This is a genomic window from Mariniflexile gromovii (assembly GCF_017814435.1).
GTDB classification, from domain to species: domain Bacteria; phylum Bacteroidota; class Bacteroidia; order Flavobacteriales; family Flavobacteriaceae; genus Mariniflexile; species Mariniflexile gromovii.
On the sequence record NZ_JAGJCB010000004.1, the window covers coordinates 1 to 23929 of the forward strand.

Annotated in this window: 24 protein-coding genes and 1 pseudogene; 12 read left to right on the plus strand and 13 right to left on the minus strand. The window is 35.5% G+C overall.

Annotated features, from left to right (window positions below; translation table 11 throughout):
* Positions 1–2 precede the first annotated feature (2 nt).
* The gene (locus tag J8H85_RS19140) at positions 3–89 is read left to right on the plus strand and encodes an IS3 family transposase (RefSeq protein WP_394368987.1); all 87 of its coding nucleotides are present in this window, start codon (positions 3–5) and stop codon (positions 87–89) included.
* 90 nt (positions 90–179) lie between these two features.
* A complete protein-coding gene (locus J8H85_RS05410) occupies positions 180–719 on the plus strand; it encodes a dihydrofolate reductase family protein (protein WP_209653406.1) in 540 nt (179 codons plus the stop codon).
* A 30-nt stretch (positions 720–749) separates the two neighbouring features.
* On the opposite strand, the gene J8H85_RS05415 is transcribed toward J8H85_RS05410, so the two are convergent.
* The gene (locus tag J8H85_RS05415) at positions 750–1184 is read right to left on the minus strand and encodes a cupin domain-containing protein (RefSeq protein ID WP_209653408.1); all 435 of its coding nucleotides are present in this window, start codon (positions 1182–1184) and stop codon (positions 750–752) included.
* A gap of 72 nt (positions 1185–1256) precedes the next feature.
* On the opposite strand from J8H85_RS05415, the gene J8H85_RS05420 reads away from it, so the two are divergent.
* The gene (locus tag J8H85_RS05420) at positions 1257–1850 is read left to right on the plus strand and encodes a TetR/AcrR family transcriptional regulator (protein WP_209653410.1); all 594 of its coding nucleotides are present in this window, start codon (positions 1257–1259) and stop codon (positions 1848–1850) included.
* Positions 1851–2162: 312 nt separating this feature from the next.
* Here J8H85_RS05420 and hutI read toward each other — a convergent pair whose 3' ends face one another.
* From hutI to hutH, 3 genes are read right to left on the minus strand one after another with little or no spacing between them, the layout of a single operon-like run.
* Complete coding sequence (gene hutI / locus J8H85_RS05425; RefSeq protein ID WP_209653412.1) at positions 2163–3398, minus strand: imidazolonepropionase; 1236 nt, start codon at positions 3396–3398, stop codon at positions 2163–2165.
* Entirely contained in the window at positions 3398–5395 is a 1998-nt protein-coding gene (locus tag J8H85_RS05430; protein ID WP_209653414.1) for a urocanate hydratase, read from the minus strand. Before J8H85_RS05430 ends, hutI begins: the two co-directional genes overlap by 1 nt.
* Before the next feature lie 6 nt (positions 5396–5401).
* Positions 5402–6892, minus strand: coding sequence for a histidine ammonia-lyase (gene hutH / locus J8H85_RS05435; protein WP_209653416.1), 1491 nt, complete (start codon positions 6890–6892; stop codon positions 5402–5404).
* Between the two features lie 101 nt (positions 6893–6993).
* Here hutH and J8H85_RS05440 point away from each other — a divergent pair, with 101 nt between their 5' ends.
* The 3 genes from J8H85_RS05440 (at position 6994) to J8H85_RS05450 (ending at position 10805) form a co-directional block, all read left to right on the plus strand.
* Positions 6994–7890, plus strand: coding sequence for a LysR family transcriptional regulator (locus tag J8H85_RS05440; RefSeq protein WP_209653418.1), 897 nt, complete (start codon positions 6994–6996; stop codon positions 7888–7890).
* A gap of 143 nt (positions 7891–8033) precedes the next feature.
* Entirely contained in the window at positions 8034–9935 is a 1902-nt protein-coding gene (locus J8H85_RS05445) for a DEAD/DEAH box helicase (RefSeq protein ID WP_209653420.1), read from the plus strand.
* A gap of 105 nt (positions 9936–10040) precedes the next feature.
* On the plus strand, positions 10041–10805 hold the full coding sequence (locus J8H85_RS05450) for a carboxypeptidase-like regulatory domain-containing protein (RefSeq protein WP_209653422.1): 765 nt from the start codon (positions 10041–10043) through the stop codon (positions 10803–10805).
* A gap of 34 nt (positions 10806–10839) precedes the next feature.
* Here the strand turns inward: J8H85_RS05450 and J8H85_RS05455 are convergent.
* Positions 10840–11492 (minus strand): annotated as a pseudogene (locus J8H85_RS05455) (TrmH family RNA methyltransferase).
* A gap of 79 nt (positions 11493–11571) precedes the next feature.
* Here J8H85_RS05455 and J8H85_RS05460 point away from each other — a divergent pair.
* Entirely contained in the window at positions 11572–12258 is a 687-nt protein-coding gene (locus tag J8H85_RS05460) for an SIR2 family NAD-dependent protein deacylase (RefSeq protein ID WP_317194989.1), read from the plus strand.
* Between the two features lie 119 nt (positions 12259–12377).
* Positions 12378–13172: a transglutaminase-like domain-containing protein gene (locus J8H85_RS05465; RefSeq protein WP_209653425.1), complete on the plus strand. Its 795-nt coding sequence runs from the start codon at positions 12378–12380 to the stop codon at positions 13170–13172.
* A gap of 121 nt (positions 13173–13293) precedes the next feature.
* On the opposite strand, the gene J8H85_RS05470 is transcribed toward J8H85_RS05465, so the two are convergent.
* The 4 genes from J8H85_RS05470 to J8H85_RS05485 form a co-directional block, all read right to left on the minus strand.
* Entirely contained in the window at positions 13294–14196 is a 903-nt protein-coding gene (locus tag J8H85_RS05470; protein WP_209653427.1) for an abortive infection family protein, read from the minus strand.
* 170 nt (positions 14197–14366) lie between these two features.
* Positions 14367–15389: an inorganic phosphate transporter gene (locus J8H85_RS05475; protein ID WP_209653429.1), complete on the minus strand. Its 1023-nt coding sequence runs from the start codon at positions 15387–15389 to the stop codon at positions 14367–14369.
* Positions 15382–16122 carry a DUF2490 domain-containing protein gene (locus tag J8H85_RS05480; protein WP_209653431.1) on the minus strand — a complete coding sequence of 247 codons (741 nt, stop codon included), beginning with the start codon at positions 16120–16122 and terminating at the stop codon, positions 15382–15384. Before J8H85_RS05480 ends, J8H85_RS05475 begins: the two co-directional genes overlap by 8 nt.
* Before the next feature lie 106 nt (positions 16123–16228).
* Positions 16229–17866 carry an ABC-F family ATP-binding cassette domain-containing protein gene (locus J8H85_RS05485; protein ID WP_209653432.1) on the minus strand — a complete coding sequence of 546 codons (1638 nt, stop codon included), beginning with the start codon at positions 17864–17866 and terminating at the stop codon, positions 16229–16231.
* Between the two features lie 173 nt (positions 17867–18039).
* Here J8H85_RS05485 and J8H85_RS05490 point away from each other — a divergent pair, with 173 nt between their 5' ends.
* Positions 18040–18486, plus strand: a complete 447-nt coding sequence (locus J8H85_RS05490; protein WP_209653434.1) for a KTSC domain-containing protein — start codon at positions 18040–18042, stop codon at positions 18484–18486.
* Between the two features lie 27 nt (positions 18487–18513).
* On the opposite strand, the gene J8H85_RS05495 is transcribed toward J8H85_RS05490, so the two are convergent.
* On the minus strand, positions 18514–19761 hold the full coding sequence (locus J8H85_RS05495; protein WP_209653436.1) for a glycosyltransferase: 1248 nt from the start codon (positions 19759–19761) through the stop codon (positions 18514–18516).
* A gap of 93 nt (positions 19762–19854) precedes the next feature.
* On the minus strand, positions 19855–20328 hold the full coding sequence (locus J8H85_RS05500) for a heme-binding domain-containing protein (protein ID WP_209653438.1): 474 nt from the start codon (positions 20326–20328) through the stop codon (positions 19855–19857).
* 40 nt (positions 20329–20368) lie between these two features.
* Here J8H85_RS05500 and J8H85_RS05505 point away from each other — a divergent pair, with 40 nt between their 5' ends.
* The 3 genes from J8H85_RS05505 to J8H85_RS05515 all read left to right on the plus strand — a co-directional run bounded on the left by J8H85_RS05505 (position 20369) and on the right by J8H85_RS05515 (position 22680).
* Positions 20369–20953: an adenylosuccinate lyase gene (locus J8H85_RS05505; RefSeq protein ID WP_209653440.1), complete on the plus strand. Its 585-nt coding sequence runs from the start codon at positions 20369–20371 to the stop codon at positions 20951–20953.
* 182 nt (positions 20954–21135) lie between these two features.
* Positions 21136–22479 (plus strand): adenylosuccinate lyase, encoded by a 1344-nt coding sequence (gene purB / locus J8H85_RS05510; protein ID WP_209653441.1) that lies wholly within the window; start codon positions 21136–21138, stop codon positions 22477–22479.
* Between the two features lie 9 nt (positions 22480–22488).
* Complete coding sequence (locus J8H85_RS05515; RefSeq protein ID WP_209653443.1) at positions 22489–22680, plus strand: hypothetical protein; 192 nt, start codon at positions 22489–22491, stop codon at positions 22678–22680.
* A gap of 127 nt (positions 22681–22807) precedes the next feature.
* Here the strand turns inward: J8H85_RS05515 and J8H85_RS05520 are convergent, their stop codons facing one another.
* Positions 22808–23350, minus strand: coding sequence for a DUF4252 domain-containing protein (locus J8H85_RS05520; RefSeq protein ID WP_209653445.1), 543 nt, complete (start codon positions 23348–23350; stop codon positions 22808–22810).
* A gap of 15 nt (positions 23351–23365) precedes the next feature.
* Positions 23366–23929, minus strand: coding sequence for a DUF4252 domain-containing protein (locus J8H85_RS05525; protein WP_209653447.1), 564 nt, complete (start codon positions 23927–23929; stop codon positions 23366–23368).

Here is a 23929-nt window from a genome sequence, read left to right on the forward strand (position 1 = left end):
ATATAAAGTATTATAATAATGAAAGAATTAAACTAAATTTAGAAGGTATGAGCCCGACTGAATATCGAGCTCATTATTATCAAAATTAATTATAAATTTGTCTAACCTTTTGGGTTCACTCTAAAAACCATACGATCCTTATAAAAACCTTGGCATCCCTATAAACAGAAAAAGATAAAATGAACAAAAAAAATAGTGTATTTATAGCTACTAGTATAGACGGTTACATTGCAGATAAAAATGGTGGCATTGATTGGCTTCATTCTATTCCAAATCCAAATAATGATGATATGGGCTATGTGGAATTCACAAACAGAATTGACGCCCTTGTAATGGGAAGAACAACTTTTGAAACAGTTCTAGGATTTGATATCGATTGGCCATATAGCATACCTGTTTTTGTGCTAAGTAATCAATTAAAAGAAATACCTGAAACCCATAAAGGAAAAGCTTTTTTGGTAAAAGGAACGATGACTGAAATTTTAGAACAAATTCACAAAAAAGGATTTGAAAAATTATACATTGATGGAGGAACAACCATCATGAGTTTTCTAAAAGAGGACCTAATAGATGAAATGATACTTACTACAATTCCTGTTTTATTAGGAGGAGGTTCCTCATTATTTACAGAACTACCAAAAAAACTGAATTTTGAACTGATTGGCACAAAAACCTACTTGAACCAAATAACACAGCATCACTATAAACGCAAAAGATAAAATGCCACTAATAAACCGAAATAACACCCATTAAACTTTAATAATCATATCAAATTCTTCTGCAATTTCCATTACTTTTTGAAAATTTTCTGGAGCAATCGATGTTTGTTGTGCGTTTTCATTTTCAGCAGGTATTCCCAATGTGTCAAAAAAGCCACTAAACCCCTTGGGGCTATGAATATTTACCCACTTACATGTTGAGTTACTTTTATTGGAGAACGTATGCAAGCTTTTAGGAGGAATATCAACTAACTCTCCTGCTTTTATATTTTTAACCTCACCATTTATAAAAAATTCCATTTCGCCCTCTACTACCAAAAAAGACTCCTTAAAATTATTATGGATATGAGGTGGCGGCCCTTGAACCATTGCTGGGGTTTCTGCCATCATCAAGTCGTAATCACCCGTTGTATCATAAGTCGTTATTTTATGACCTAAAACCCATTTTGTACTATAATTTTTCATTTTATGAGATTTTTGTCTCACAAACTTAAAATATAATTTTGAATTATCCAAATTTTATGAGATATTTGTCTCATGAATAAAGAATATGTTAAATCCGGTAGGATAAATCAAAAATTAGATACAAGAAATAAAATTTTAACCAGCGCTCAATATTTTATGAATAAGGGGCTGGAATTTACTCTTGAAGATGTTGCAAAAAAATCTGGTATATCTAGAGCTACGATTTATCGCTATTATTCAAATATTGAAATTCTAGTGAACGAAGCTGGAATAGATGTGAATGCAGAAAGTCCGGAAAATATTGTTGCAAACCTAAAAGAAAAAAATATTGAAGAAATAATTCTTGGGATTCAAAATTACTACAATACACTTGTGATAGACCATGAAAATGCATTTCGAAAATATTTAAGTTCTGTATTAGCTTCAAATCCTTCAGAAATAAAAAGAGGTGCAAGGCGAAAAAAAACGCTACAAATTGCTTTAGAAAACACATCTATAAATAAAAACGAAAGAGAGAAATTAGTGAATTTACTAACTATTTTAATGGGAATTGAACCATTTATAGTCTCTAAGGATGTTTGCGGATTAAACAATGAGGAATCAATGGAAACAATGAATTGGGGGATGAAATTGATTCTAAAAAGTTATTTCCAATCTGAAGGATAATAATAATAATAATAATAATAATAATAATAATAATAACGGTTAAGAAAACCACCACTATAACTGATTAAAAATTCACTATCTCCATTTCCCTAGAATGGCTTTGGCTGAAAAGTGCGTTAACGATTGAAGCGGCATCCTTTTTAACATGACAGGAAAAAAATTAACTCAAAACTAAAATTAGACAGATTACCACAGTCGTTCCTCCTTCGCAATGACGTTAAAAAGATATAGCGTAAATATTTATATTCACGAATTCCAAAATATAAAATATAAATGCATGAGTAAAGCGTATTAAAACGTCCAAAAAAAAAATTAGAGTTTCACCCCATTTATAAAAACTGTTTCAATGTGGTTGGAACCGAAGGCGTAGGGCATAAAACCATACGAGTTTATTGGCTTGGTAAGTATGACGTTGGCTTTTTTACCTATGGTTACACTGCCTACTTCTTTTTCTAAACCCATCGCATAAGCTCCATTTATGGTGGCTGCGTTTATGGCTTCTTCGGGGGTTAGTTTCATTTTTATACAGGCTGTAGACAGTACAAAATTCATGTTTCCTGATGGTGACGAACCAGGGTTGTAATCGGTAGCTAATGCCATTGGTAAACCGGCGTCTATCATCTCTCGTGCTGGTGTGTACGGAATGCCTAAAAAAAAGGAACACCCTGGTAATGCCACGGGCATGGTATTGGTGTTTTTTAAGGCGTCTATATCTTCCGCTTTCATTTCTTCTAAATGGTCTACTGAAAGGGCGTTGTGCTTGACGCCTACCTGCACGCCACCTAGGGATGTAAATTGATTGACATGGATTTTTGGCTGAAGCCCATATTGTTTTCCTGCTTTTAAAATACGCTCGGTATCTTCTACCGAGAAATAACCTGTTTCGCAAAACACATCAATATAGTTTGCCAATTGTGTTTGGGCTACTTGTGGCAAGAGGTTTTCTATAAGCAATTTGATATAACCATCTTTATTGTTTTTAAATGCATTTGGAAATGCATGTGCACCCAAAAAAGTGGCTTTAATGGGCAATGGATAACTTTCTTTTAAGCGTTTGATAACGCGTAGCATTTTTAGTTCAGATTTCAACGTTAGGCCGTAACCCGATTTTATTTCTATAGCGCCTGTACCTAAAGCCATAACTTCATCCAAACGTTTTTTACTTTGCTCGTAAAGGGCATCTTCTGAAGTTTCTTGGAGTTTTTTGGCTGAATTTAAAATACCACCGCCTTTGTTGGCGATTTCTTGATACGACAGTCCTTTTATTTTATCTACAAACTCGCTTTCCCTATTTCCAGCATATACAATGTGGGTATGCGAATCGCACCATGTTGGCAATAGCATTTTACCCGTAGCATCTATTACGGTATCTGCTTCCAAATTGGGGCACGCATCCATGGTGCCAAAATCGCTTATTAGGCCATTTTCAACCAACAAATAAGCATCTTTTATAGTGGGAAGTTTACTCATAGCCTTCCCTGAAACAAAAGCGATGTTTTGGTCTCTAACTTGCAGCAGTTCTTTAATATTTTTAAATAAGGTTCGCATTAAAATAGGTTTTCTAATAGTTGATTATCTACCATATGGGGAATGGTTACTTTTAAATGGGGCGTTCGTTCCATTTCGCGTTTTATGGCGAATAAGGCTTCATCGTTTCTTGCCCAACTTCTACGGGCAATACCATTATTCACATCAAAAAACAGCATGTTTTTTAGGCGTTCTTCGGCTGCTTTGGTACCGTCCAACAACATGCCAAAACCGCCATTGATCACTTCGCCCCAACCCACACCACCACCATTGTGGATGGACACCCAAGTGGCGCCCCTAAAGCTATCGCCTATAACGTTGTGGATGGCCATATCTGAGGTAAATTTACTACCGTCGTAAATATTGGAGGTTTCCCGATAGGGTGAATCGGTGCCGCTAACATCGTGATGGTCGCGACCTAAAACCACGGGGCCAATGTCCCCTTTTGCAATGGCATTATTAAAGGCTTGGGCTATTTTAGCGCGCCCTTCAGCATCGGCATATAAAATACGTGCTTGTGAACCTACTACCATCTTGTTTTTCTTCGCATCTCTAATCCAAGTGATATTATCTTGCATCTGAAGTTGAATCTCTTCAGGCGAATTTTTCATGATTTTTTGAAGCACTTCCATGGCAATTTCATCTGTTTTATCTAAATCTTCTGGTTTTCCCGAGGTACATACCCAACGAAAAGGACCAAAACCATAATCGAAACACATGGGGCCCAAAATATCCTGCACATAAGAAGGATATTTAAAATCGATATTATTTTCTGCCATCACATCGGCTCCAGCTCTTGAAGCTTCCAACAAAAAGGCGTTTCCGTAATCGAAAAAATAGGTGCCTCTTGAAACGTGTTTGTTGATAGCTTCGGCGTGTCTGCGTAATGATTCCTGGACTTTTTCTTTAAACACTTCCGGAGCTTCACGTATTAAAGTGTTTGATGCTTCGTATGAAAGTCCTACAGGATAGTAACCTCCCGTCCATGGAATATGTAACGAGGTTTGATCGGAACCTACATGGATAAATATATCTTCATCATAAAAACGCTCCCAAACATCCACCACATTTCCTATAAAGGCTGTGGAAACCACTTCGTTCCGTTCTTGGGCTTGTTTCACCCTTAAAACTAAATCATCTAAATCATCAATGAGAACATCTACCCAACCCTGTTCATATCTTTTTTTTGCTGCTTTTTCATTTACTTCGGCAGCTACGGTAATGCAACCTGCTATATTTCCTGCTTTGGGTTGCGCACCACTCATCCCTCCCAACCCAGCGGTTAAAAATATCTTGCCATTTGGGTTTTCATCACTTTTTAAGATTTTACGAAATGCATTCATAACGGTAATGGTTGTACCATGTACAATGCCTTGCGGACCAATATACATGAAGGAACCCGCCGTCATTTGTCCGTATTGCGTAACCCCTAAGGCGTTGAATTTTTCCCAATCGTCTGGTTTTGAATAATTGGGAACCATCATGCCATTAGTAACCACAACCCTTGGCGCATGTTGTGAAGAAGGAAACAAGCCCATAGGATGCCCTGAATACATATGCAAGGTTTGTTCCTCTGTCATATGTGCTAAATAGTGCATGGTCAATAAATACTGCGCCCAATTTTGAAATACAGCACCGTTCCCTCCGTAAATTATCAATTCTTCGGGGTGTTGCGCCACAGCAGGATCTAAATTATTTTGGATCATGAGCATGATGGCCGCTGCTTGTTTGGACTTTGCTGGATAGTCTGAAATGGGTCGTGCATACATTTTATAGGTTGGCTTGAAACGATACATATAAATACGCCCAAAATCTTGAAGTTCCTTTGCAAACTCTACAGCCAACACCTCATGCCAATCTTTAGGGAAATATCTAAGCGCGTTTTTTATAGCTAGTTTTTTTTCTTGCTTTGATAAAACATCCTTTCGTTTTGGAGCGCGATTTACATGATCCGGAAAACGATATGGTGGCGGTAACTCCTTTGGAATACCTTGTAATATGTTTGCTTTAAATGTCATATGCTTCTAATTTACTATAAATGCACGATTTTTAACCAAAGTAACCAAAGCATCTATATCGTTTTTAAGCAAGCGATCTTCTTCTAATTTGGCGACTTTGCTGCGTATAATTCGAAAGTTCTTCTCTATAATATCTGAAAAAGTATTAGGTCGCCTAAACTCCATGGCTTGTGCAGCGTACATCAATTCGATAGCCAATATTTTTTCAATATTCCCTAATATTTGGTTGAATTGTCGCCCAGAAATACTTCCCATGGACACATGGTCTTCTTGCCCTAATGAAGTTGGAATACTATCTGCCGATGGCGGAAAACACAACGATTTATTCTCGGTTACTAAAGCCGCCGTGGTATATTGCGGAATCATAAACCCTGAATTTAAGCCACCGCTTGCTGTTAATAATCGGGGCAATCCATATTTGCCTTCAATGAGTAAATAGCAACGTCTATCGGAAATATTTCCCAACTCGGATGCAGCAATGGAACCATAATCTAAAGCCATGGCCAGTGGTTGTCCATGAAAATTCCCTCCTGAAATGGCTTCCGTATCACTTAAAACAATGGGGTTATCGGTTACCGAATTCATTTCAATATCGGTGAGTTCTTTTAAATGGTAATACGCATTTCTTGAAGCGCCATGCACCTGCGGAATACAACGCATGGAATATGGGTCTTGCACCCGAGCGCAGTTTTTATGCGACTTTATATTTTTAGAATTCTTGAACAACATACGCATGCGTCTTGCCACTTCTAAATTCCCTTTAAAAGGGCGGATGCTGTGCAACAATTCCTTAAATGGCGATTCACTTCCTTGGTAGCCTTCTAAACTCATGGCGCCAGCAACATCGGCTAAATCCAGTAAATATGCCATTTTATAAAGTCCTGTTATGGCATGCGCCAAAATAAACTGTGTTCCATTGATGAGGGCCAATCCTTCTTTAGCTTGTAATTCAATAGGTTTTAAATCGTGCTTTTCTAAAAGTGTTTTCGCTGGAATCACTTCTTCACCAAGCCAAAATTCACCTTCACCAATTAATGGCAAAAATAAATGGGATAAAGGTGCTAGATCTCCCGAAGCCCCCACCGAGCCTTGTTCCGGAACTACCGGTATCAAGTTATTTTCAATAAAAAAAATAATACGCTCAACAACTTCAAATCGAATACCTGAAAATCCCTTACATAAAGCATGCACCTTACAAATCATCATGATTTTTGATAATTCTTTCGAAATAGGATTTCCCACACCAACCGCATGAGTCAGTAATAAGTTTTTTTGAAGTAAACTGGTTTCATCTGGAGAAATTTTCACATCACACAAAGGACCAAACCCCGTATTAATGCCATAAATGGGCTTATTGGAATTAGCCATCACCTCTACTTTTCGTCTCGATTCGTTAATTTTTGAAATGGTATAATCGGTCAGAACACCTTTGAGTGAACCCTTGGCAATAGCCATCACCTTTTCTACCGTTAATCGATCTGTTCCGTAAACAAACATTGTATTTTATTGATAAATAATTGATTATCACATGCTTCCCATACAAATTTATTGATAAATTTGATGCTTAATAAGACTATTATTTTAACCAATTAATAACCATGAGTTATCAAATAGAATTAAGGCATTTAAAATATTTTTTGGCTGTTGCCGAACATTTACATTTTAGAAAAGCTGCCGAATCGCTTTTTATTTCGCAACCTGGGTTAAGCCGACAAATTAAGGAAATGGAAGAAAGCTTGGGAGTTCAACTATTTGACAGACACAACCGCGAAGTAAAATTAACACACGCTGGGCTGTATTTAAAAGAAGCACTTTCAAAAAACCTTAAAAATTTAGAAGACATTTTACACCACGCCAAATTATTGGAAGATGGCAAAGAAGGGCTATTAAACTTTGGTTACGTTGGGTCTGCCATGCAAAAAATTATACCTGAGTTGCTGTTAAAGTTCACAAAAAACCATCCGAATATAGTGTTTAGTCTAAAGGAAATGGACAACAACAAACAAATAGAAGGCTTGCTTGCAAAAACTATGGATATCGGTTTTGTAAGATTGGACAAAGTACCTAGGGGCTTGGAAATTGAACCCATTTTAAAAGAACCTTTTTGCTTGGTGCTTCCTAAAACCCATCCTGTTGATGCTTCAAATTTTAAGACCTTGCTACAATGCAAAGCAGATCATTTTATATTATTCGACCCCGAATACAGCGCTTCTTACTATGAAAAAGTCATGGAAATTTTTGACGACCATGGTTTTTCCCCTTTAGTATCACACAACACCATTCATGCAGGTTCCATTTACAAACTGGTTGAAAATGGTTTTGGGGTTTCCATTGTACCCAAATCACTTCAAACGGAAACAAATCAGAACTTAAAATTTATAGAACTTAATGAGATTCCACAACGCACCACCCTATCTTTAATTTGGAACAAAGACAACCAAAACCCCATTTTAGGTAAGATTTTAGCAGTAATTCATAAGGAAATCTTAACATAGTTGAAATAACAAATAAATGTGTACCTTTGCCGCTTGAAAATAATTCCTCAGAGTGAGGATGTGTTACTAGAAGTTTAGGTTTAAGTATGTCGATTCGCTTCTTATGTAACACTACATAACAAATCGAATACTTATACAACAGAATGAGCACATTCCAAGATTTAGGTCTTAATGACGACCTTTTACACGCAATTACCGATTTAGGTTTTACAAAACCAAGTGAAGTACAAAGCAAAGCAATCCCTATTTTATTAGAATCTGAAACCGATTTAGTGGCCTTGGCCCAAACCGGAACAGGAAAAACTGCAGCTTTTGGTTTCCCAATGCTTCACAAAATCAATGTGGATAGCAGAACAACACAAGGTTTGATTTTATCGCCAACCCGCGAACTTTGTTTACAAATTACCAACGAAATGAAACTTTACGGTAAATACTGTAAAGGTTTGAACGTGGTGGCTGTTTACGGTGGCTCTAGCATTACAGACCAAGCCAGAGATATTAAAAAAGGCGCGCAAATTATTGTGGCGACTCCAGGTAGAATTAAAGACATGATCAGCAGAAAATTGGTTGATATTTCTAAAATAGAATATGCTGTTTTAGATGAAGCTGATGAGATGTTGAACATGGGTTTTTATGAAGATATCACTGATATTTTATCAAACACACCTGAAGAGAAATGTACTTGGTTATTTTCTGCAACCATGCCAAGAGAGGTTGCAACTATTGCTAAGAAATTCATGGAAAACCCACAGGAAATTACTGTTGGAAATAAAAATGAAAGCACCAGTCAGGTTTCTCACGAATACTATTTAGTGAATTCAAGAGACCGTTACGATGCTTTAAAACGTTTGGCAGATGCGAATCCGGATATTTTCTCGGTGGTATTCTGTAGAACTAAAAATGATACACAAAAAGTTGCCGAACGCCTTATTGAAGATGGTTATAGTGCTGGCGCTTTACATGGCGATTTAAGCCAAAACCAACGTGATTTGGTAATGAAATCGTTTAGAAATAACCAAATACAAATGCTTGTGGCGACTGATGTTGCTGCGCGTGGTATTGATGTAGACGATATTACCCACGTAATAAACTATCAACTTCCTGATGAAATTGAAACCTACACACACCGTTCTGGTCGTACAGGTCGTGCCGGAAAAACAGGCGTTTCTATGGTTATTGTTTCAAAAAGTGAAGTACGTAAAATAAAAAGCATCGAGCGCATTATTAATAAAGCCTTCGAGAAAAAAGATATTCCAGATGGTTCTGAAATTTGTGAAGTACAATTAATGTCGCTTGCCAATAAAATTCATAATACAGAAATCAACCATGAAATTGATAAGCATTTAGCAAGCATCAATGAATTGTTTGAAGACACGTCAAAAGATGAATTAATCAAGAAATTCTTCTCGGTTGAGTTTACACGTTTCTATAACTATTACCAAAAATCGAAAAACCTAAATATTTCTGATGCCGATATTCGCGATAGAGACAGCGGACGTGATGGTGGTCGTGATTTTGGTGGAAGCTCTGATTCTACCCGTTACTTTATAAACGTTGGTAGTAAAGACGGTTTCGATTGGATGCAGTTAAAAGACTTCTTAAAAGAAGTTTTAGAACTTGGTAGAGACGATGTTTTTAAAGTGGAAGTAAAAGACAGTTTCTCATTTTTCAATACTGAAAATGAATTAAAAGATAAAATACTTGCTTTCTTTACCGATTACAAACACAACGGACGTTTTGTAAATGTTGAAGTTTCTGAAAACCGCGGTGGCGGAGGAAGACGCAACGACCGACGTGGTGGTGGCGGAAGACGCGATGGTGGAAACCGAAGCGAAAGACGTGGCGGTGGCGAACGTCGTTCAAGTTCTAGAGGCGATTCTGGAAACAGAGGAGAAAGACGCGGTGGTGATGAATCTAGACCAAGACGTTCTGGTGGCGATTTCAAATCAAATGGTTCGGAACCAAACAGGTCTGCAAGACGTTCGGGTGGTGATTCAAAACCAAGTGATTCTGGTATTTCAAGACCAAGACGCTCTAGACGTTAGTTAAAGCCGTTTGTTAATTTTAAGTCAAAATAAAACCTATAAATTTATTATTCATGTTTTGTTTAGTACTTTTATAACCGTATTTTACCTTAACCCATTAATTGCATGAAGAATTACCTACTCCTGTTTATATGTTTATTTATCTCATCCATAACAATGGCTCAAGAATTAAACAGTGTGATGGGAGTGGTTGTAAATGCCTCAAATGGCGAGCCACTTGAAAGCGTAAACATCGTAAACCTTAATCAGGTAAAGGGAACAGCAACCAATAAAGAAGGAAGCTTTCAAATTGTTGCCAAAGTTAATGACACGCTGCATTTTTCCTATTTAGGATTTAAATCTATAAAAGTGCGTGTTACCAACGACTGGTTAAAATTTGGCAGTTCTAAAATTGAACTTACCGAATTGGCATTGGCACTGGAAGAAGTGGTTGTAAATCAATTAAAATTAACGGGGTATTTGGAAGTAGACATCAAACAAGTGCCTACAATTAATAATAATTACCGTTATAGTATTTCTGGTTTGCCTAGCGGCTATGAAGCTGGAAAATCATCAACTATTACAAAAATTATTGGTTCTATATTCAATCCTGCCGATTTTCTGCACCGTATGTTTGGTAAAAACCCGAACGAAATGCGTAAGTTGAAAAAGATGAAGGAGGACGACGAAATTAGAAACCTTTTGGCTTCACGTTTTGATAGAGAAATGCTTATGGCATTATTACAAGTTGACCGGGTTGATTTAGATGAAATTGTTAGTCAATGCAACTATTCCAAAGGCTTTATACAAACCGCTAACGATCTCCAAATATTAGATGCCATTAGCGAATGTTACGAAGAATACAAGGTTTTAAATAGAAGCCGAAAATAAAATTTAAAAGAAAAGGAAGCATTTGCTTCCTTTTTTATTTTTCATAATATCTCGCAACAATGTCATCATAACTTTTAATCGTTTTCTTTATCCAATCAAAACGTTTTTCAATCAACTCAGTTTCCGTTAACTTCCAATTAATATCAGTTTGTTTTAGCCTTGTAGTAACATGTTGTAGAATAATAGCTGCCGATACCGATATATTCAAACTTTCGGTAAAACCAACCATAGGAATTTTCAAATAGCAATCGGCTGCTTTCAAAACCTCTTCCGATAGACCTTCGGTTTCCCTTCCAAAGAAAAAACAAGATTTTTTAGTAACATCAAACGCGTGCAATTCGCAATCGTTGGCATGTGGTGTGGTGGCAACTATTTGGTAACCATTTTGCTTTAATTGCTTGATGCAATCTTAACTGTGTGAAATCGGTTTAAATCTACCCATTTTTGGGCACCCATGGCAATCTCCCTATCAATACGTTTGGAGTTGCGTTCTTCAACAATATTAACTTCCTGTATACCAAACACATCGCAACTTCTTATTACCGCACTGGTGTTATGCAATTGGTACACATCTTCGGTAGCAACCGTAAAATGTTTAGTGCGTTGTGCCAATACTTTTTCAAATTTATCTTTGCGCGCTTCGGTTAAAAAAGTTTCTAGATGTTCTAAGAGTTTTAGGTCGGTCATAATTCTATTAAATTTCGAATTTAGTAAAAATGAGTGGATTCCTGCTTTCGCAGGAATGATAAATAATAACTATTTTTATATCATGAAAAAACACCTTGTTGTACTTACAGGCGCTGGAATAAGTGCCGAAAGCGGCTTAAAAACCTTTCGTGATGCCGATGGCTTATGGGAAGGTCATGATGTTATGGAAGTTGCCACTCCCGAAGGTTTTGCTGCAAATCCTGAATTGGTATTGGATTTTTACAACCAACGTCGCAAACAGTTATTTGAAGTAGAACCAAACTCCGCACATATTGATTTGGCAAAACTTGAAAAGGATTTTACCGTTTCCATCATTACCCAAAATGTGGATGATTTACACGAACGCGCAGGAAGCAGTAACGTGATTCATTTACACGGCGAATTACTGAAATCGAGAAATATTGTAGACCCTTTTACCTTATTTGATTGTAAAACAGATATTCATTTAGGCGATACTTGCCCCAACGGACACCAATTACGACCCCATATTGTATGGTTTGGCGAAGAGGTGCCCATGATTAATAAAGCTAGGGAAATTTGCGAAACTGCCGATGTTTTACTAATTATTGGCACTTCTATGCAAGTATATCCTGCTTCTGGTTTAAGACATTATGTTCCTGAAAATACGCCAACGTATTTTATAGATCCGAAACCAAACATGGAGAGCAAACAAAATTTAACAGTTGTTGCAGAAAATGCAACCATTGGCATGAAAATGCTATTAAAATTATTAATAACTCAATAAATAGCCATTTCATTTTATTATCAATTTTAATTTACTAAAACCCAATCAAATAATATAAACAGTTCTAAAATTTGCAATTAATCGCTTAATTTTGAATTAGTATTTTAATATATGGATTTATGTGGTTAAGAGTTGGTTGCGACTTATTATTTGAAATAGAAGTTCCTACGCCATTTATTCTTATGTTACGTCCTAGAAGTGGCGAACATCAATGGGTAGCCCGCGATGAATTTAAAATTAAACCAAATGTTCCGGTAGTAGAATTTACGGATGATTATGGGAATTTATGCCAAAGATTGGTGGCGCCTCCAGGATATTTTTCTATACACACAACGGCCGATGTTAAAACATCTCAATTTGTTGATACAGCTTTTGATGCGCCGTTTATAGACATCCAAAATTTACCACACAACCTTTTAAATTATTTATTACCAAGCCGTTATTGTGAGTCCGATAGATTTAACGATTTAGCTATGGAAATAACCGCAAACCAATTGCCGGGTTACAACCAAGTAGCTGCCATTGAAACGTGGTTACGAAATACTATTAGCTATATTCCTGGGAGTAGCGACTACCCTATTTCAGCCATCGAGGTTAATTACAGACAATCTGGAGTGTGTAGAGATTTAGCGCATTTGGGCATTGCCTTATGTAGAAGTTTGAGTATTCCTGCGCGTATGGTGGTAGGCTATTTGCACCATTTAGAACCTATGGATATGCATGCATGGTTTGAAGCTTACGTTGGCGGACGTTGGTACACCTTTGATGCTACCCAACACGGACCCAAAGGTGGTTATGTGGCTATTGGCTACGGGCATGACGCTGCCGATGTTGCTGTATTTAACCAGTTTGGACCTTCGGTTTACCCTATAAAACAAGTGGTTGGTGTAGAGTTGATTGAGGAGGATTTATAGAGATTTTGTGTTCGTTGAAGGGTTTAGACTATCAGTACTTACATGGGTTAGCACTTAACGTTATAGGTACACACCTAATTAAAAATCCTAACTGATTTTCAAAATTAGAGGAGAAATAAAATTATTTTTTCAGTCCGTGTGTTTCTAATAAATATATAGCCAAAGTAGAAGCTGCACCTACTGCTAATTTTGCGTGTCTTGGCTGCAAACCTTTAAATTTCCCGTCTTTTCCGTGTCCGCTACCATATTCGTTTCTTACTTCTCCAATTCCCTGAACGACTGACGATAAACTTCCTAAGATTTGTTTTATTGAACTTGCAGCTTTCGCCTCGTTCGGAATATCATCTGGTGTTAGTTTTAATAATTTAGTGGTTTCTTTCATCAATTTCGGTAAGTCCCAATTTTTATCATATTCTTCTTCTCTTTCGTCAAATATCGATTTACACGAAGTTTCAATTAATTCTTTAGCTAAACCAATAGAAATATGTGGTGAATTCTCAATTGAAGATTCCATTAAATTTATTTGTTGAGAAACGTAATCAGCATTTAAAATCTGTTTTATTTCTTTACCTTTCTTTTCTATAGATTCCTTACCATTTATTTTAATCCTGCCTACAAAAATTGGCTTATTCGATATTCGTGTCTTTTCAACAATTTCGAAATTATCCTCAGCTAAATTATCATTAAAAATCTGAAGTAATTTATTCACCTCTTCTATATTTGCTCTAACTAAAGGGTGAATCATTTCACAAAGGAAATCCAATAATTTGGAATCGTGACAATTTAAAAGGTTGAATCTATCATCATTAAAAATCCAATTATCTTCCCAATCATAATTATTAACTCTATGTTGCCAAATATCTCCAGCGGCATTCGGGAAGCGACTGTCATAAGAAGGCATATTTTCCAAATCAAACATTCGTGACAGAAAATTAGATTCTTCAAGTCTCCCAGCCCACCAAAACCCTTCAACTTGGATAAAATCAAATATATTTTGTCTAGTTATTTGAGATATTTTATTCAATGAATTTCGTTTTATTTTAATTCCCCTAACATATAACGAACATAATTCCATTTCAATAAATCATATTCGAAGCCAAACGAAGATAGTCGATTTTTTCTACAAAATCAAACTCAATCCTACAGTATCAAATCAATTTAAATTTTAGGTATAACTATTCGGTATTAGTACAACTATTTAAACATACTAATCAAAATAAGCGTTAGAAAATAAGAAAAGATAGGTGCAACACTCCAAACAACAAAAAAACGTCTCACTATTTTATTTTTAAAAGTGCTTTTTAAGCCTTTTTTACTAATACTTAAAGCTATAAAAGCGGCGCCATTTAGTTGTACAAGCGAAGTTGGTATGCCTTTAGTTACCGAAGCAAAAATAAGGAGGCTGGCAACTATAATGGCTATAACAGTAGCATAAAACGGGGTGACTTCTATTATTTCTTTCCCTGTTGTTTCGGTTACTTTATGCCCTAAAAGTGAACTTCCTATAGCAAAACAAGGTGCTACAATTAAAACCGATAAAATAATTATGGGCATGAAATTTTTAATACTGTCCGATCCTATTTCATTTGCTGTTAATGATGCAATGGGTGCGGCAGCATTTGCTACGTTATTGGCACCAATTGAAAACGCTACATATAACGAGGATAAAACCAAAAGTACTTTTAGCCATTTACCGTTTTGATTTATTTCACCAAATTTATATGTAAGCACTTTACTTTTCAAAACAGGAAACACCCACTTAGTAAGAAAAAACATTATTAAAAATGATATAATTGGTAACAAAACCCAAAAAGGAATAATTTCAAAGAATAGTTTACGAGTGTTTAGCCCATTTAAAGCTGTGGCGGCCCCGGCAATAGCCAATACTGTGGATTGACTGGTAGATTGTGGAACACCTATTAAATTAGAAATCAATAACGACAAAGCCACTGATAATAATATTATAGACGTATTAACAGGCGTAAAAAACGAATGGTCTAATAGGCCATCACCCAAAGTTAAAGAAACTTGTTTGCCTGCAATTAAAGCACCTGCCAATACCATAACACCAAATAAACCTGGTATAACACTACGTTTTATAACATTGGCACCATAGGCCGCTGAAAATGAAGGTGCGGTTCCGCTACCTCCCATGGTTACTGCCAAAAACATAGCCAAAAGGAACGGTATGGTTAAAACATTAAATAATTCAGACATGCGATTTATTCTTTTTAAGATTGATATTATGATGAAAAGTTAACCGAACAATGTTTCTATTATAGAGATCTACACCCGATGGTCTTTGCTGAAACCAGTTGATGTAACCTAATTCAAATCCGAAATCTTCTGAAGGCATATACTGAACACTGCCGCCATATCTATTTTGGTCAAACACATTATTAGTAATTGAACTACCAACATTGATAAGGATTTCATCAAAGACTTTTACGGTTGCTTTTTTTACAGGATTATATTGCAACTCTAACTTGTAACGCATTCTAGAATTTGAAAATTCAAATGAACCATCGGGCTGTTCAAAAAACCTAAACTCTGCCCAATACCGGTGTTCTAAATTTAGTGAATTTGTTAAAATTTGCTTATTATAAATTTCTGCTTGAGGTCGTATTTCTGCAACATTATAGGTATCCGAGATATTGGGATTATTAGGAAGCGATTGTTCTGAATAAGTTAATCCAACACCAGCAATCCAACCATTTCCTAAAGAACGCTCCAAATGTGTTTTTGAAAGCATTTGATGTTGCCGCCAAGGAAACCAATATGTTCTTTCTTCAAACTCTTGACGTATTTGGTATGTGTTATTAATCTTTAATTTAAGATTATACCTAACCCATAAAAGCTGTTGATTATCTACATTCTTTTGGGCATTCCCCCTGAAATGTATTAAAATAAGGAACAGAATTCCTAAACTGATATATTTGCCTTTTCGCATAAATTATGCATTTATTATTTTGACAAATATATTTAATTCCTATTAAATATATAGACTTAATAGGGATTTTATTTTTAATTCACATATTTCATTAATTATCAGATGTTTACTTCTTCAAATCAATCTGTTTCAAGTTTTCAATACGGTTTCTAACTAAGAAATCATCAATGGTTTCAAAGTGTTCGATAACGCGTTGGTCTTTAAACTCAAATACTTTTTGCGATAAACCTTGAAGAAAATCACGGTCATGCGAAACTAGAATCAAGGTGCCATCAAAATTCTTTAAAGCTTCCTTTAAAACATCTTTCGATTTTAAATCCAAATGGTTGGTTGGCTCATCCAGAATCAACAAATTAACGGGTTCTAAAAGGAGCTTCACCATAGCCAATCGGGTTTTTTCACCACCTGAAAGCACACTTACTTTTTTATCAATATCGTCGCCCTTAAACATAAAACCTCCTAAAATGGTTTTTATTTGGGTACGTATATCACCTTCTGCCACTTCATCAACCGTTTGGAAAATGGTTAAATTCTCATCTAATAAGGAGGCTTGATTTTGCGCAAAATAACCCACTTTCACATTATGCCCCAATGCACATTTGCCTTCAAAATCTATTTCACCTAAAATAGATTTAATCATGGTAGATTTTCCTTCACCATTTCTACCCACAAAGGATACTTTTTCACCACGAGAAATAGACATGTTGGCATTTTTAAACACCACATGATCGCCATAAGATTTTGATAAATCTTTCACCGTTACAGGATAATCGCCCGAACGAGGTGCTGGAGGGAACCGTAATTTTAACGCCGACGTATCTACTTCATCTATTTCAATTATTTCCAGTTTTTCCAACATACGCTCGCGAGACGTTACTTGGTTGGTTTTGGAATAGGTTCCTTTAAAACGTTCAATAAACGCCACATTATCAGCAATAAATTTTTGTTGTTCTTGGTAGGCTTTTACTTGGTGTGCACGTCTATCTTCACGCAATTGCAAATAGTGGGAATAGTTAGCTTTATAATCGTAAATACGACCCATAGTCACTTCTATTGTACGATTAGTAATATTATCAATAAAGGCTTTATCATGCGAAATAACCATAACCGCTTTGGCTTTGTTCAATAAAAAATCTTCCAGCCAAATAACCGATTCGATATCAATATGGTTGGTAGGCTCATCCAATAAAATTAAGTCGGGTTTTTGCAATAAAATTTTAGCCAACTCAATACGCATACGGTAACCACCGCTAAACTCGCTGGTTAACCGTGTAAAGTCGTCGCGTTTAAAACCCAATCCGCCCAAGGCCTTTTCAACCTCGGCATCGTAGTTTACATCTTCAAGCGCATAATATTTTTCACCCAAATCGGATACCTTTTCAATAATACTCATGTATTCATCCGATTCGTAATCGGTTCTGGTTTCCAATTCCTTGTTTAAACGCGCCATTTCGTCGCGCATCACAAAAACATGTTCAAAAGCTTTAGAGGCTTCTTCAAAAACCGTACAGTTATCTTCAGTTAATAAATGTTGTGGCAAATAGGCAATAACCACATCTTTTGGAAAACGCACATGCCCACGAGTTGCTTTTTGTTCGCCGGCAATAATTTTCATCATGGTAGATTTTCCGGCACCATTTTTACCCATTAGGGCAATTTTATCATTTTCATTTATAGTGAAAGACACCTCACTAAATAAGGCACTTCCGCCAAATTCAACCGCTAAATTATCAACTGAAATCATAGTAAATTTTTAAAGTTGCAAAGCTATAAAAAGAAGTTAGATTTTAGATGTTAGACCTAAGATTTTAAGCCCTTAAAATAATGCCATTATAAACTTACTATCTTTTGTCTTTTATCTGATATCTAGTATCTTAAAAAAGAGTATCTTCGCGCCTTATTTAGAAAAATCAGCTTATGAAACGTATTAACGAGTACAAAAAATTGTTTAATGTTGAAAACGAAATGACACTTAAACAACTGAAAACCACTTATAGAAATTTAGTAAAAGAGTGGCATCCTGATAAGTTTCAAGCTGGTGATGAAAAAGCTATTGAAGCCGAATTAATGAGCAGAAAAATTATTGATGGCTACCATTTTCTAGTAAGCATTGCCCCTGAAACCAAAGCAGCTAATTTAGAAGAGTACAACGAAACCATCAATAGCCCTATTATGGATTGGCAACACAAAGGTTTGGTTTTAGAAATTACTTTTTTAGATGGCAATACCTATGAATATTTTGGTGTTAACAAAGCGTTGTACATTAAACTTTGTCAGTCTGATAAATTAACGCGTTTTGCAAAACGTAATATTTTCAACGCGTTTACTTATAGAAAAATTAAGAAGAGCGAAGTAGAAGCTTAGGCTTAGATTTTTAGACTTCTTAGACTGTTAGGGTTTTAGATTTTTACTGTTTTTTTCCTCAATCCATTTACTCATAAACTTGGTGCTTTGCATAGTATGATGCTGAAGCATTTGCCCTGTGAAGTTGTTTAGGCGTTTATTCTGTAGGTGCTTGGTTGTTTCTTCTAAAACAAGAGCGAATTGTTGTTGTATTTCGGTTTTGTTGAAGCGTTTATTAATTATTTGAAATCCGTTTTGCTGCTTTTCATACCACAGGTTTTCATGTTCATATAATTGAACTGCTTTGTTTGCAAAACCGTCTGGTTCATTTTCAATAAAACCACTAACATCCAAATTACCGAACATCCCCTCTGCTCCAATTAAAGTGGTTACACAAGGCGTACCGTTTTGCATGGCATCAACTAATTTACCCTTTAAACCAGCACCAAAACGAATGGGAGCTAAACACACTTTGGCTTGTTGCATCACCTCGTTTACATCACTAGCGAATCCTTTTATTATGAACCCTTCCTTTTGATTGTGAAGTTGATTTACTTTTTGCGAAGCATAGGCGCCATAAATATGCAATTCCGCTTTAGGCAATTGCTTTTTTATCAATGGCCAAATGGTGTCCTTTAAATACAGAACCGCATTATAATTGGGTTCGTGCAAAAAATTCCCAATGGTTATAAAATGTTGGCGGTCTTCAAATTTTGGGAGCTTTTGAATGGTTTCTTTTGAAATTTCATCCAACATAAATGGCAAATACACCAACAAATCGCTAGGGACTTTAAATTGATTTTCAAGAATTCCCATTTCAACTTCTGAAATAATCAAACTTAAATCACACCTATAAATACTGGCTATTTCGCGTTTTGCTGTATCATTGAACAAATACGACGCATCAAAAGCATTCCCATCTTTAAAAGCTTGATGCCTGCCTTTACGTAGGCAATGCAAATCTTCGGTATCTAAAATACGTAAAGCATTAGGACATTGTTCCGCAATGCGCCATCCAAATTGTTCTTCCATCATAAAACGGTCGAACATGACGCTATCCGGATTCAAATTCTTTACAAAAACATCAAAACTCGAATGATTTAATTCAATAGTGACTTGCGAAACACCAATGCTTTCCAAATTAAAAGCATGATCGCTTTTGGCACACGGACTCGCAAACGTAATTTGATAATCTTTAGATTGAAAAAAATAAATCAATTGCATCATACGGCTACCAGCAGCAGAACTTTTGGGTTCTGGCCACACAAAGCCTATGATTAAAATTTTTTTCTTCATAAAAAATTAAAACATCAATGTTAAAAAACAAATTCCAAATACCAATCGCAAGGTATTGGTATTTGGAATTTTAAGTTTTTGAATTTTTCAGAGTTACTCGGCTTTTGGCATTAAAGCATATTTTGCTCTAACTAATTTTGCCCAATCTACCACCGATTTTATTTGCGCATCGGTTAATTTAGCTTCACTGTGTGTCCATGTATAAGATTCCAATGGCATTTCTTTGTCTTCTACCATTTCAATCAATTCTTCAAATTTATGGTCTTTGCGTTTTACCGAATTACCTTCCCAATTTGAAACATTAAAATGTTTTTTCCCATCTTTTACATGGCCAGCCAACCAATAATTTACTGGGGTAATCTTATCATACCATGGATAACGCGTTACATCACTATGGCAATCAAAACAAGTTTCCTTTAAAATAAGTTTTACATCTTCTGGAGGATTCGTTTCAGCTAAAAAAGCATCGATAGACGCTAAATCACCTTCATTTTTTTCTGGTCCAAAAAATTGTGCAATAACTAATGCAATAAGCAAGAATAAGAAGATCTTTTTTACTATTTTCATATCGATTTTAATTAAAAGTTTAAAAATAGTAAATTTAAATATGAGTTTAGAAGAATTTTATGATGAATTGAATTTTGTTGATGCTTCTCGTGAAAACCGACAAAAATATGCTCAAATGGTTTTAGACGACATGAGCTTATTTCCGAAATTGATAGATGTGATGTTTCGGGTCAATGACAAAATATCGTGTCGTGCCGCTTGGGTTTTTGAGTTTGTTTGCGAGCATTATATTTATGCCATTGTACCGTATTTAGACACTTTTTGTTCCAATATAAAAAAAGTACATTTAGATTCTGCCGTGCGACCCATAGCCAAAGTTTGCAGTTTTATTGGGCAAGAATACGATACTAAACAACCCAATACTTTAAAAAAAGTATTAAACTCCAAACATATTGAATTAATAATTGAGGCTTGTTTTGATTGGTTGATTGGCGACCAAAAAATTGCAGCCAAGGCGCATGCCATGGACGCTTTGTTTCTTTTAGGAAAAAACCACTCGTGGGTGCATCCGCAATTAGTACAAATTTTACAGCAAGATTTCCCTACGCAAAGTGCTGGATATAAAGTGAGAGCTAAACGTATTTTGAAGAAACTTACACCTGTTGCAATAAACAATAGGCAATAGGCAATAGGCAATAGGCAATAGGCAATAGGCAAAGGAAAAACAATTCTTGAATTTCCATTTTTTAGTTTAAAGTTTTCTTATTTAAATGTTCTGTTTTTAAAAACTCAAAAATCGTAAATCAAAAATCGTAAATCGTAAATCAAAAACGTATCTTTGCAACTTCAAAAAAAATCAAACAACACATGCAATTATCACCTTTAAATGCCATCTCACCAATTGATGGACGCTATAGAAGTAAAGTAAACGAATTAGCACCTTTTTTCTCGGAAGAAGCTTTAATAAAATACCGTGTTCTGGTTGAAATAGAATACTTTATTGCACTTTGCGAAATTCCGTTACCACAACTTAAAGAGGTAAATGCAGCAGTTTTTGATGATTTAAGAGCGATATATAAAAACTTTAATAGTGAGGATGCTCTTGCCATAAAGAAGATTGAAAGCGTTACAAACCACGATGTTAAAGCGGTTGAATATTTTATAAAAGAAAAATTTGACAAGTTAAACTTGACTAAATATAAAGAGTTTATCCATTTTGGACTAACCTCTCAAGACATTAATAATACGGCGATTCCTTTAAGCATAAAGGATGCTATGAATGCCGTTTATGTACCGGAATACACTATTGTTTTAAACAAATTGAAAGCTTTATCCAAAGATTGGGCAAGTGTTTCTATGTTGGCAAGAACCCACGGGCAACCTGCTTCTCCTACCCGACTTGGAAAAGAAATTGAAGTATTTGTGGTGAGATTGCAAGAGCAATTTAATTTATTGAATGATATACCAAGTGCTGCTAAATTTGGTGGTGCCACAGGAAATTTTAACGCACACCATGTAGCATACCCAAACATTGACTGGAAAGCTTTTGGAAGTAAATTTGTGCAAGAAAAATTAGGTTTGCACCACTCATTTCCAACAACACAAATTGAGCATTACGACCATATGGCTGCATTGTTTGATACTTTAAAACGTATCAACACCATCATCATTGATTTAAACCGTGATATTTGGACCTATGTATCTATGGATTATTTCAAACAAAAAATTAAAGCAGGCGAAGTTGGAAGTTCTGCGATGCCACATAAAGTTAACCCGATTGATTTTGAAAACAGTGAAGGTAATTTAGGTATTGCCAATGCCGTTTTTGAACATTTATCGGCTAAACTTCCTGTATCTAGATTGCAACGCGATTTAACCGATAGCACCGTTTTAAGAAATGTGGGCGTACCTTTTGGACATACTTTAATTGGTTTTAAATCGACTTTAAAAGGATTGGATAAATTATTGTTGAATGAAGCTAAGTTTGCTGAAGATTTAGAAAACAATTGGGCGGTGGTTGCTGAAGCGATTCAAACTATTTTACGTCGTGAAGCATACCCTAACCCTTATGAGGCTTTAAAAGGTTTAACACGTACCAATGAAAAAATAAATAAAGATTCTATTTCTAATTTTATTGATACTTTAGAGGTCTCTAACACAATAAAAGAGGAATTAAAACGTATTACACCTAGCAACTATACAGGAATTTAATTTTAAATTATGCTAAACGACAGACAATCCTTAATACTTTGTGGCTTTGTAGCTGGCGGTATATTTGTGTCTGGAATTTTAGATATTTTAGACAATTACATTGTTAAAACCATATTGACTATTCTTTTTTTAGTGATTTTGATTAACTTTTTTGTAGTGTATTCAAAATCTAAAAAAGAAGAACAAAACGATTTAAAATAAAAAAGGTTTGCCAGATTTGGCAAACCTTTTTTCTATGATACTGTTGGTTTGACGAAAGTTAAGAACTTCAAAATGATGTTTTGATTTAAGCCTCGACTGCGCTCGACCTGACAACAAAACCTTCGTATTATTTAAAAAAGTTCATGATGTCTTGAACTTGTCCTTCATCAACATGAGCACCTTGTAAAATGCCAACTAAGGTTACCATTTTATCTGGGCTCATAGCATCGCCCAAAACTCGAACTATTCCAAAACCCATGTCTTTAGAGCTTCCAAAAACCACAACTTCATCGGCTTCATCATCGTCACCAAGATATTTTACAACCACTTTATTGCCTCTATCGCTAAATTCCATAAGGTCGTTATACTTCTGGTTACCCAAAATGGTTTTCACTTTTGCCAATTCCACTTTTAAGGTTTCGGCATTGGTTTCATTGGCTTTAAAACCTAAAAAATTTAACCGCGATACTGAGTTATAAGCTTCCTTTTGTTCGCTATTGAATTTAGATTCGTCTATTTTCAACATAGAAATTGGAATATCTTGCGTTATAAAATCTTTAGATTCCTGATGGTCTACAAAATACTTTTGCAAACTGGCTCCGTCATTACAGCTCACCAAAACAGTAGCTGTAAACAAAATCAATAGGATATAGTTGATGGTTCGATTCATGATTGATGCGCCTTGTTATTTCTTTTTCTTTTTGTCTAAATGATTTCCGCCAGGGATATTCATTTTCTCTGTAAGTTTTGAAATTTCATTCAAATTAATATCACCAGTAAGGGATACAATAACGGTTTCGATACGTCTTTGTTGCCCATTAACATCAACCGATTCTTTCATCACTTTATTGATGCCATTTACAAAAATCAAAAGCTCTTTAACATGGTTTGAGTCTTTCCCTTCCTTTACATAAAATTTCACTTCTGCACCATCGTCTTTAACTTCCATAAGTTCTTCTAATGAACTTGAACGCGATTTTACCCATTTGCTAATATCTGTCGAAATTGATTTATTATCGGTAACAATGGTTTTAAAACTGGTAATGCTTTTTACCATATCCATATAGGCCTTAGCTTCTGGATCACCTTCATTGATGCCCATTTTTGCTATCATTTGAAACATTTTGGGTTTTATGGACACATAGGTAACATCTGAATTATCGTTGTATTTTTCAAAAATATCTTGAGCCATTCCGGTTAGGGGCATTAACATGATTGTCATTACGATTACTATTAATTTCTTCTTCAT

Bases quoted from the DNA above. Each gene is read 5' to 3' on its own strand.
- J8H85_RS05480 (WP_209653431.1), bottom strand. From the start codon at position 16,122: ATGCGAAAAGGCAAATATATCAGTTTAGGAATTCTGTTCCTTATTTTA.
- J8H85_RS05430 (WP_209653414.1), bottom strand. From the start codon at position 5,395: ATGACATTTAAAGCAAACATATTACAAGGTATTCCAAAGGAGTTACCG.
- J8H85_RS05415 (WP_209653408.1), bottom strand. From the start codon at position 1,184: ATGAAAAATTATAGTACAAAATGGGTTTTAGGTCATAAAATAACGACT.
- J8H85_RS05420 (WP_209653410.1), top strand. From the start codon at position 1,257: ATGAATAAAGAATATGTTAAATCCGGTAGGATAAATCAAAAATTAGAT.
- J8H85_RS05525 (WP_209653447.1), bottom strand. From the start codon at position 23,929: ATGAAGAAGAAATTAATAGTAATCGTAATGACAATCATGTTAATGCCC.
- J8H85_RS05500 (WP_209653438.1), bottom strand. From the start codon at position 20,328: ATGAAAATAGTAAAAAAGATCTTCTTATTCTTGCTTATTGCATTAGTT.
- J8H85_RS05490 (WP_209653434.1), top strand. From the start codon at position 18,040: ATGAAACGTATTAACGAGTACAAAAAATTGTTTAATGTTGAAAACGAA.
- J8H85_RS05445 (WP_209653420.1), top strand. From the start codon at position 8,034: ATGAGCACATTCCAAGATTTAGGTCTTAATGACGACCTTTTACACGCA.
- purB (WP_209653441.1), top strand. From the start codon at position 21,136: ATGCAATTATCACCTTTAAATGCCATCTCACCAATTGATGGACGCTAT.
- J8H85_RS05520 (WP_209653445.1), bottom strand. From the start codon at position 23,350: ATGAATCGAACCATCAACTATATCCTATTGATTTTGTTTACAGCTACT.
- J8H85_RS05485 (WP_209653432.1), bottom strand. From the start codon at position 17,866: ATGATTTCAGTTGATAATTTAGCGGTTGAATTTGGCGGAAGTGCCTTA.
- hutH (WP_209653416.1), bottom strand. From the start codon at position 6,892: ATGTTTGTTTACGGAACAGATCGATTAACGGTAGAAAAGGTGATGGCT.
- J8H85_RS05440 (WP_209653418.1), top strand. From the start codon at position 6,994: ATGAGTTATCAAATAGAATTAAGGCATTTAAAATATTTTTTGGCTGTT.
- J8H85_RS05475 (WP_209653429.1), bottom strand. From the start codon at position 15,389: ATGTCTGAATTATTTAATGTTTTAACCATACCGTTCCTTTTGGCTATG.
- hutI (WP_209653412.1), bottom strand. From the start codon at position 3,398: ATGCGAACCTTATTTAAAAATATTAAAGAACTGCTGCAAGTTAGAGAC.
- J8H85_RS05465 (WP_209653425.1), top strand. From the start codon at position 12,378: ATGTGGTTAAGAGTTGGTTGCGACTTATTATTTGAAATAGAAGTTCCT.
- J8H85_RS05495 (WP_209653436.1), bottom strand. From the start codon at position 19,761: ATGAAGAAAAAAATTTTAATCATAGGCTTTGTGTGGCCAGAACCCAAA.
- J8H85_RS05450 (WP_209653422.1), top strand. From the start codon at position 10,041: ATGAAGAATTACCTACTCCTGTTTATATGTTTATTTATCTCATCCATA.
- J8H85_RS05505 (WP_209653440.1), top strand. From the start codon at position 20,369: ATGAGTTTAGAAGAATTTTATGATGAATTGAATTTTGTTGATGCTTCT.
- J8H85_RS05515 (WP_209653443.1), top strand. From the start codon at position 22,489: ATGCTAAACGACAGACAATCCTTAATACTTTGTGGCTTTGTAGCTGGC.
- J8H85_RS05410 (WP_209653406.1), top strand. From the start codon at position 180: ATGAACAAAAAAAATAGTGTATTTATAGCTACTAGTATAGACGGTTAC.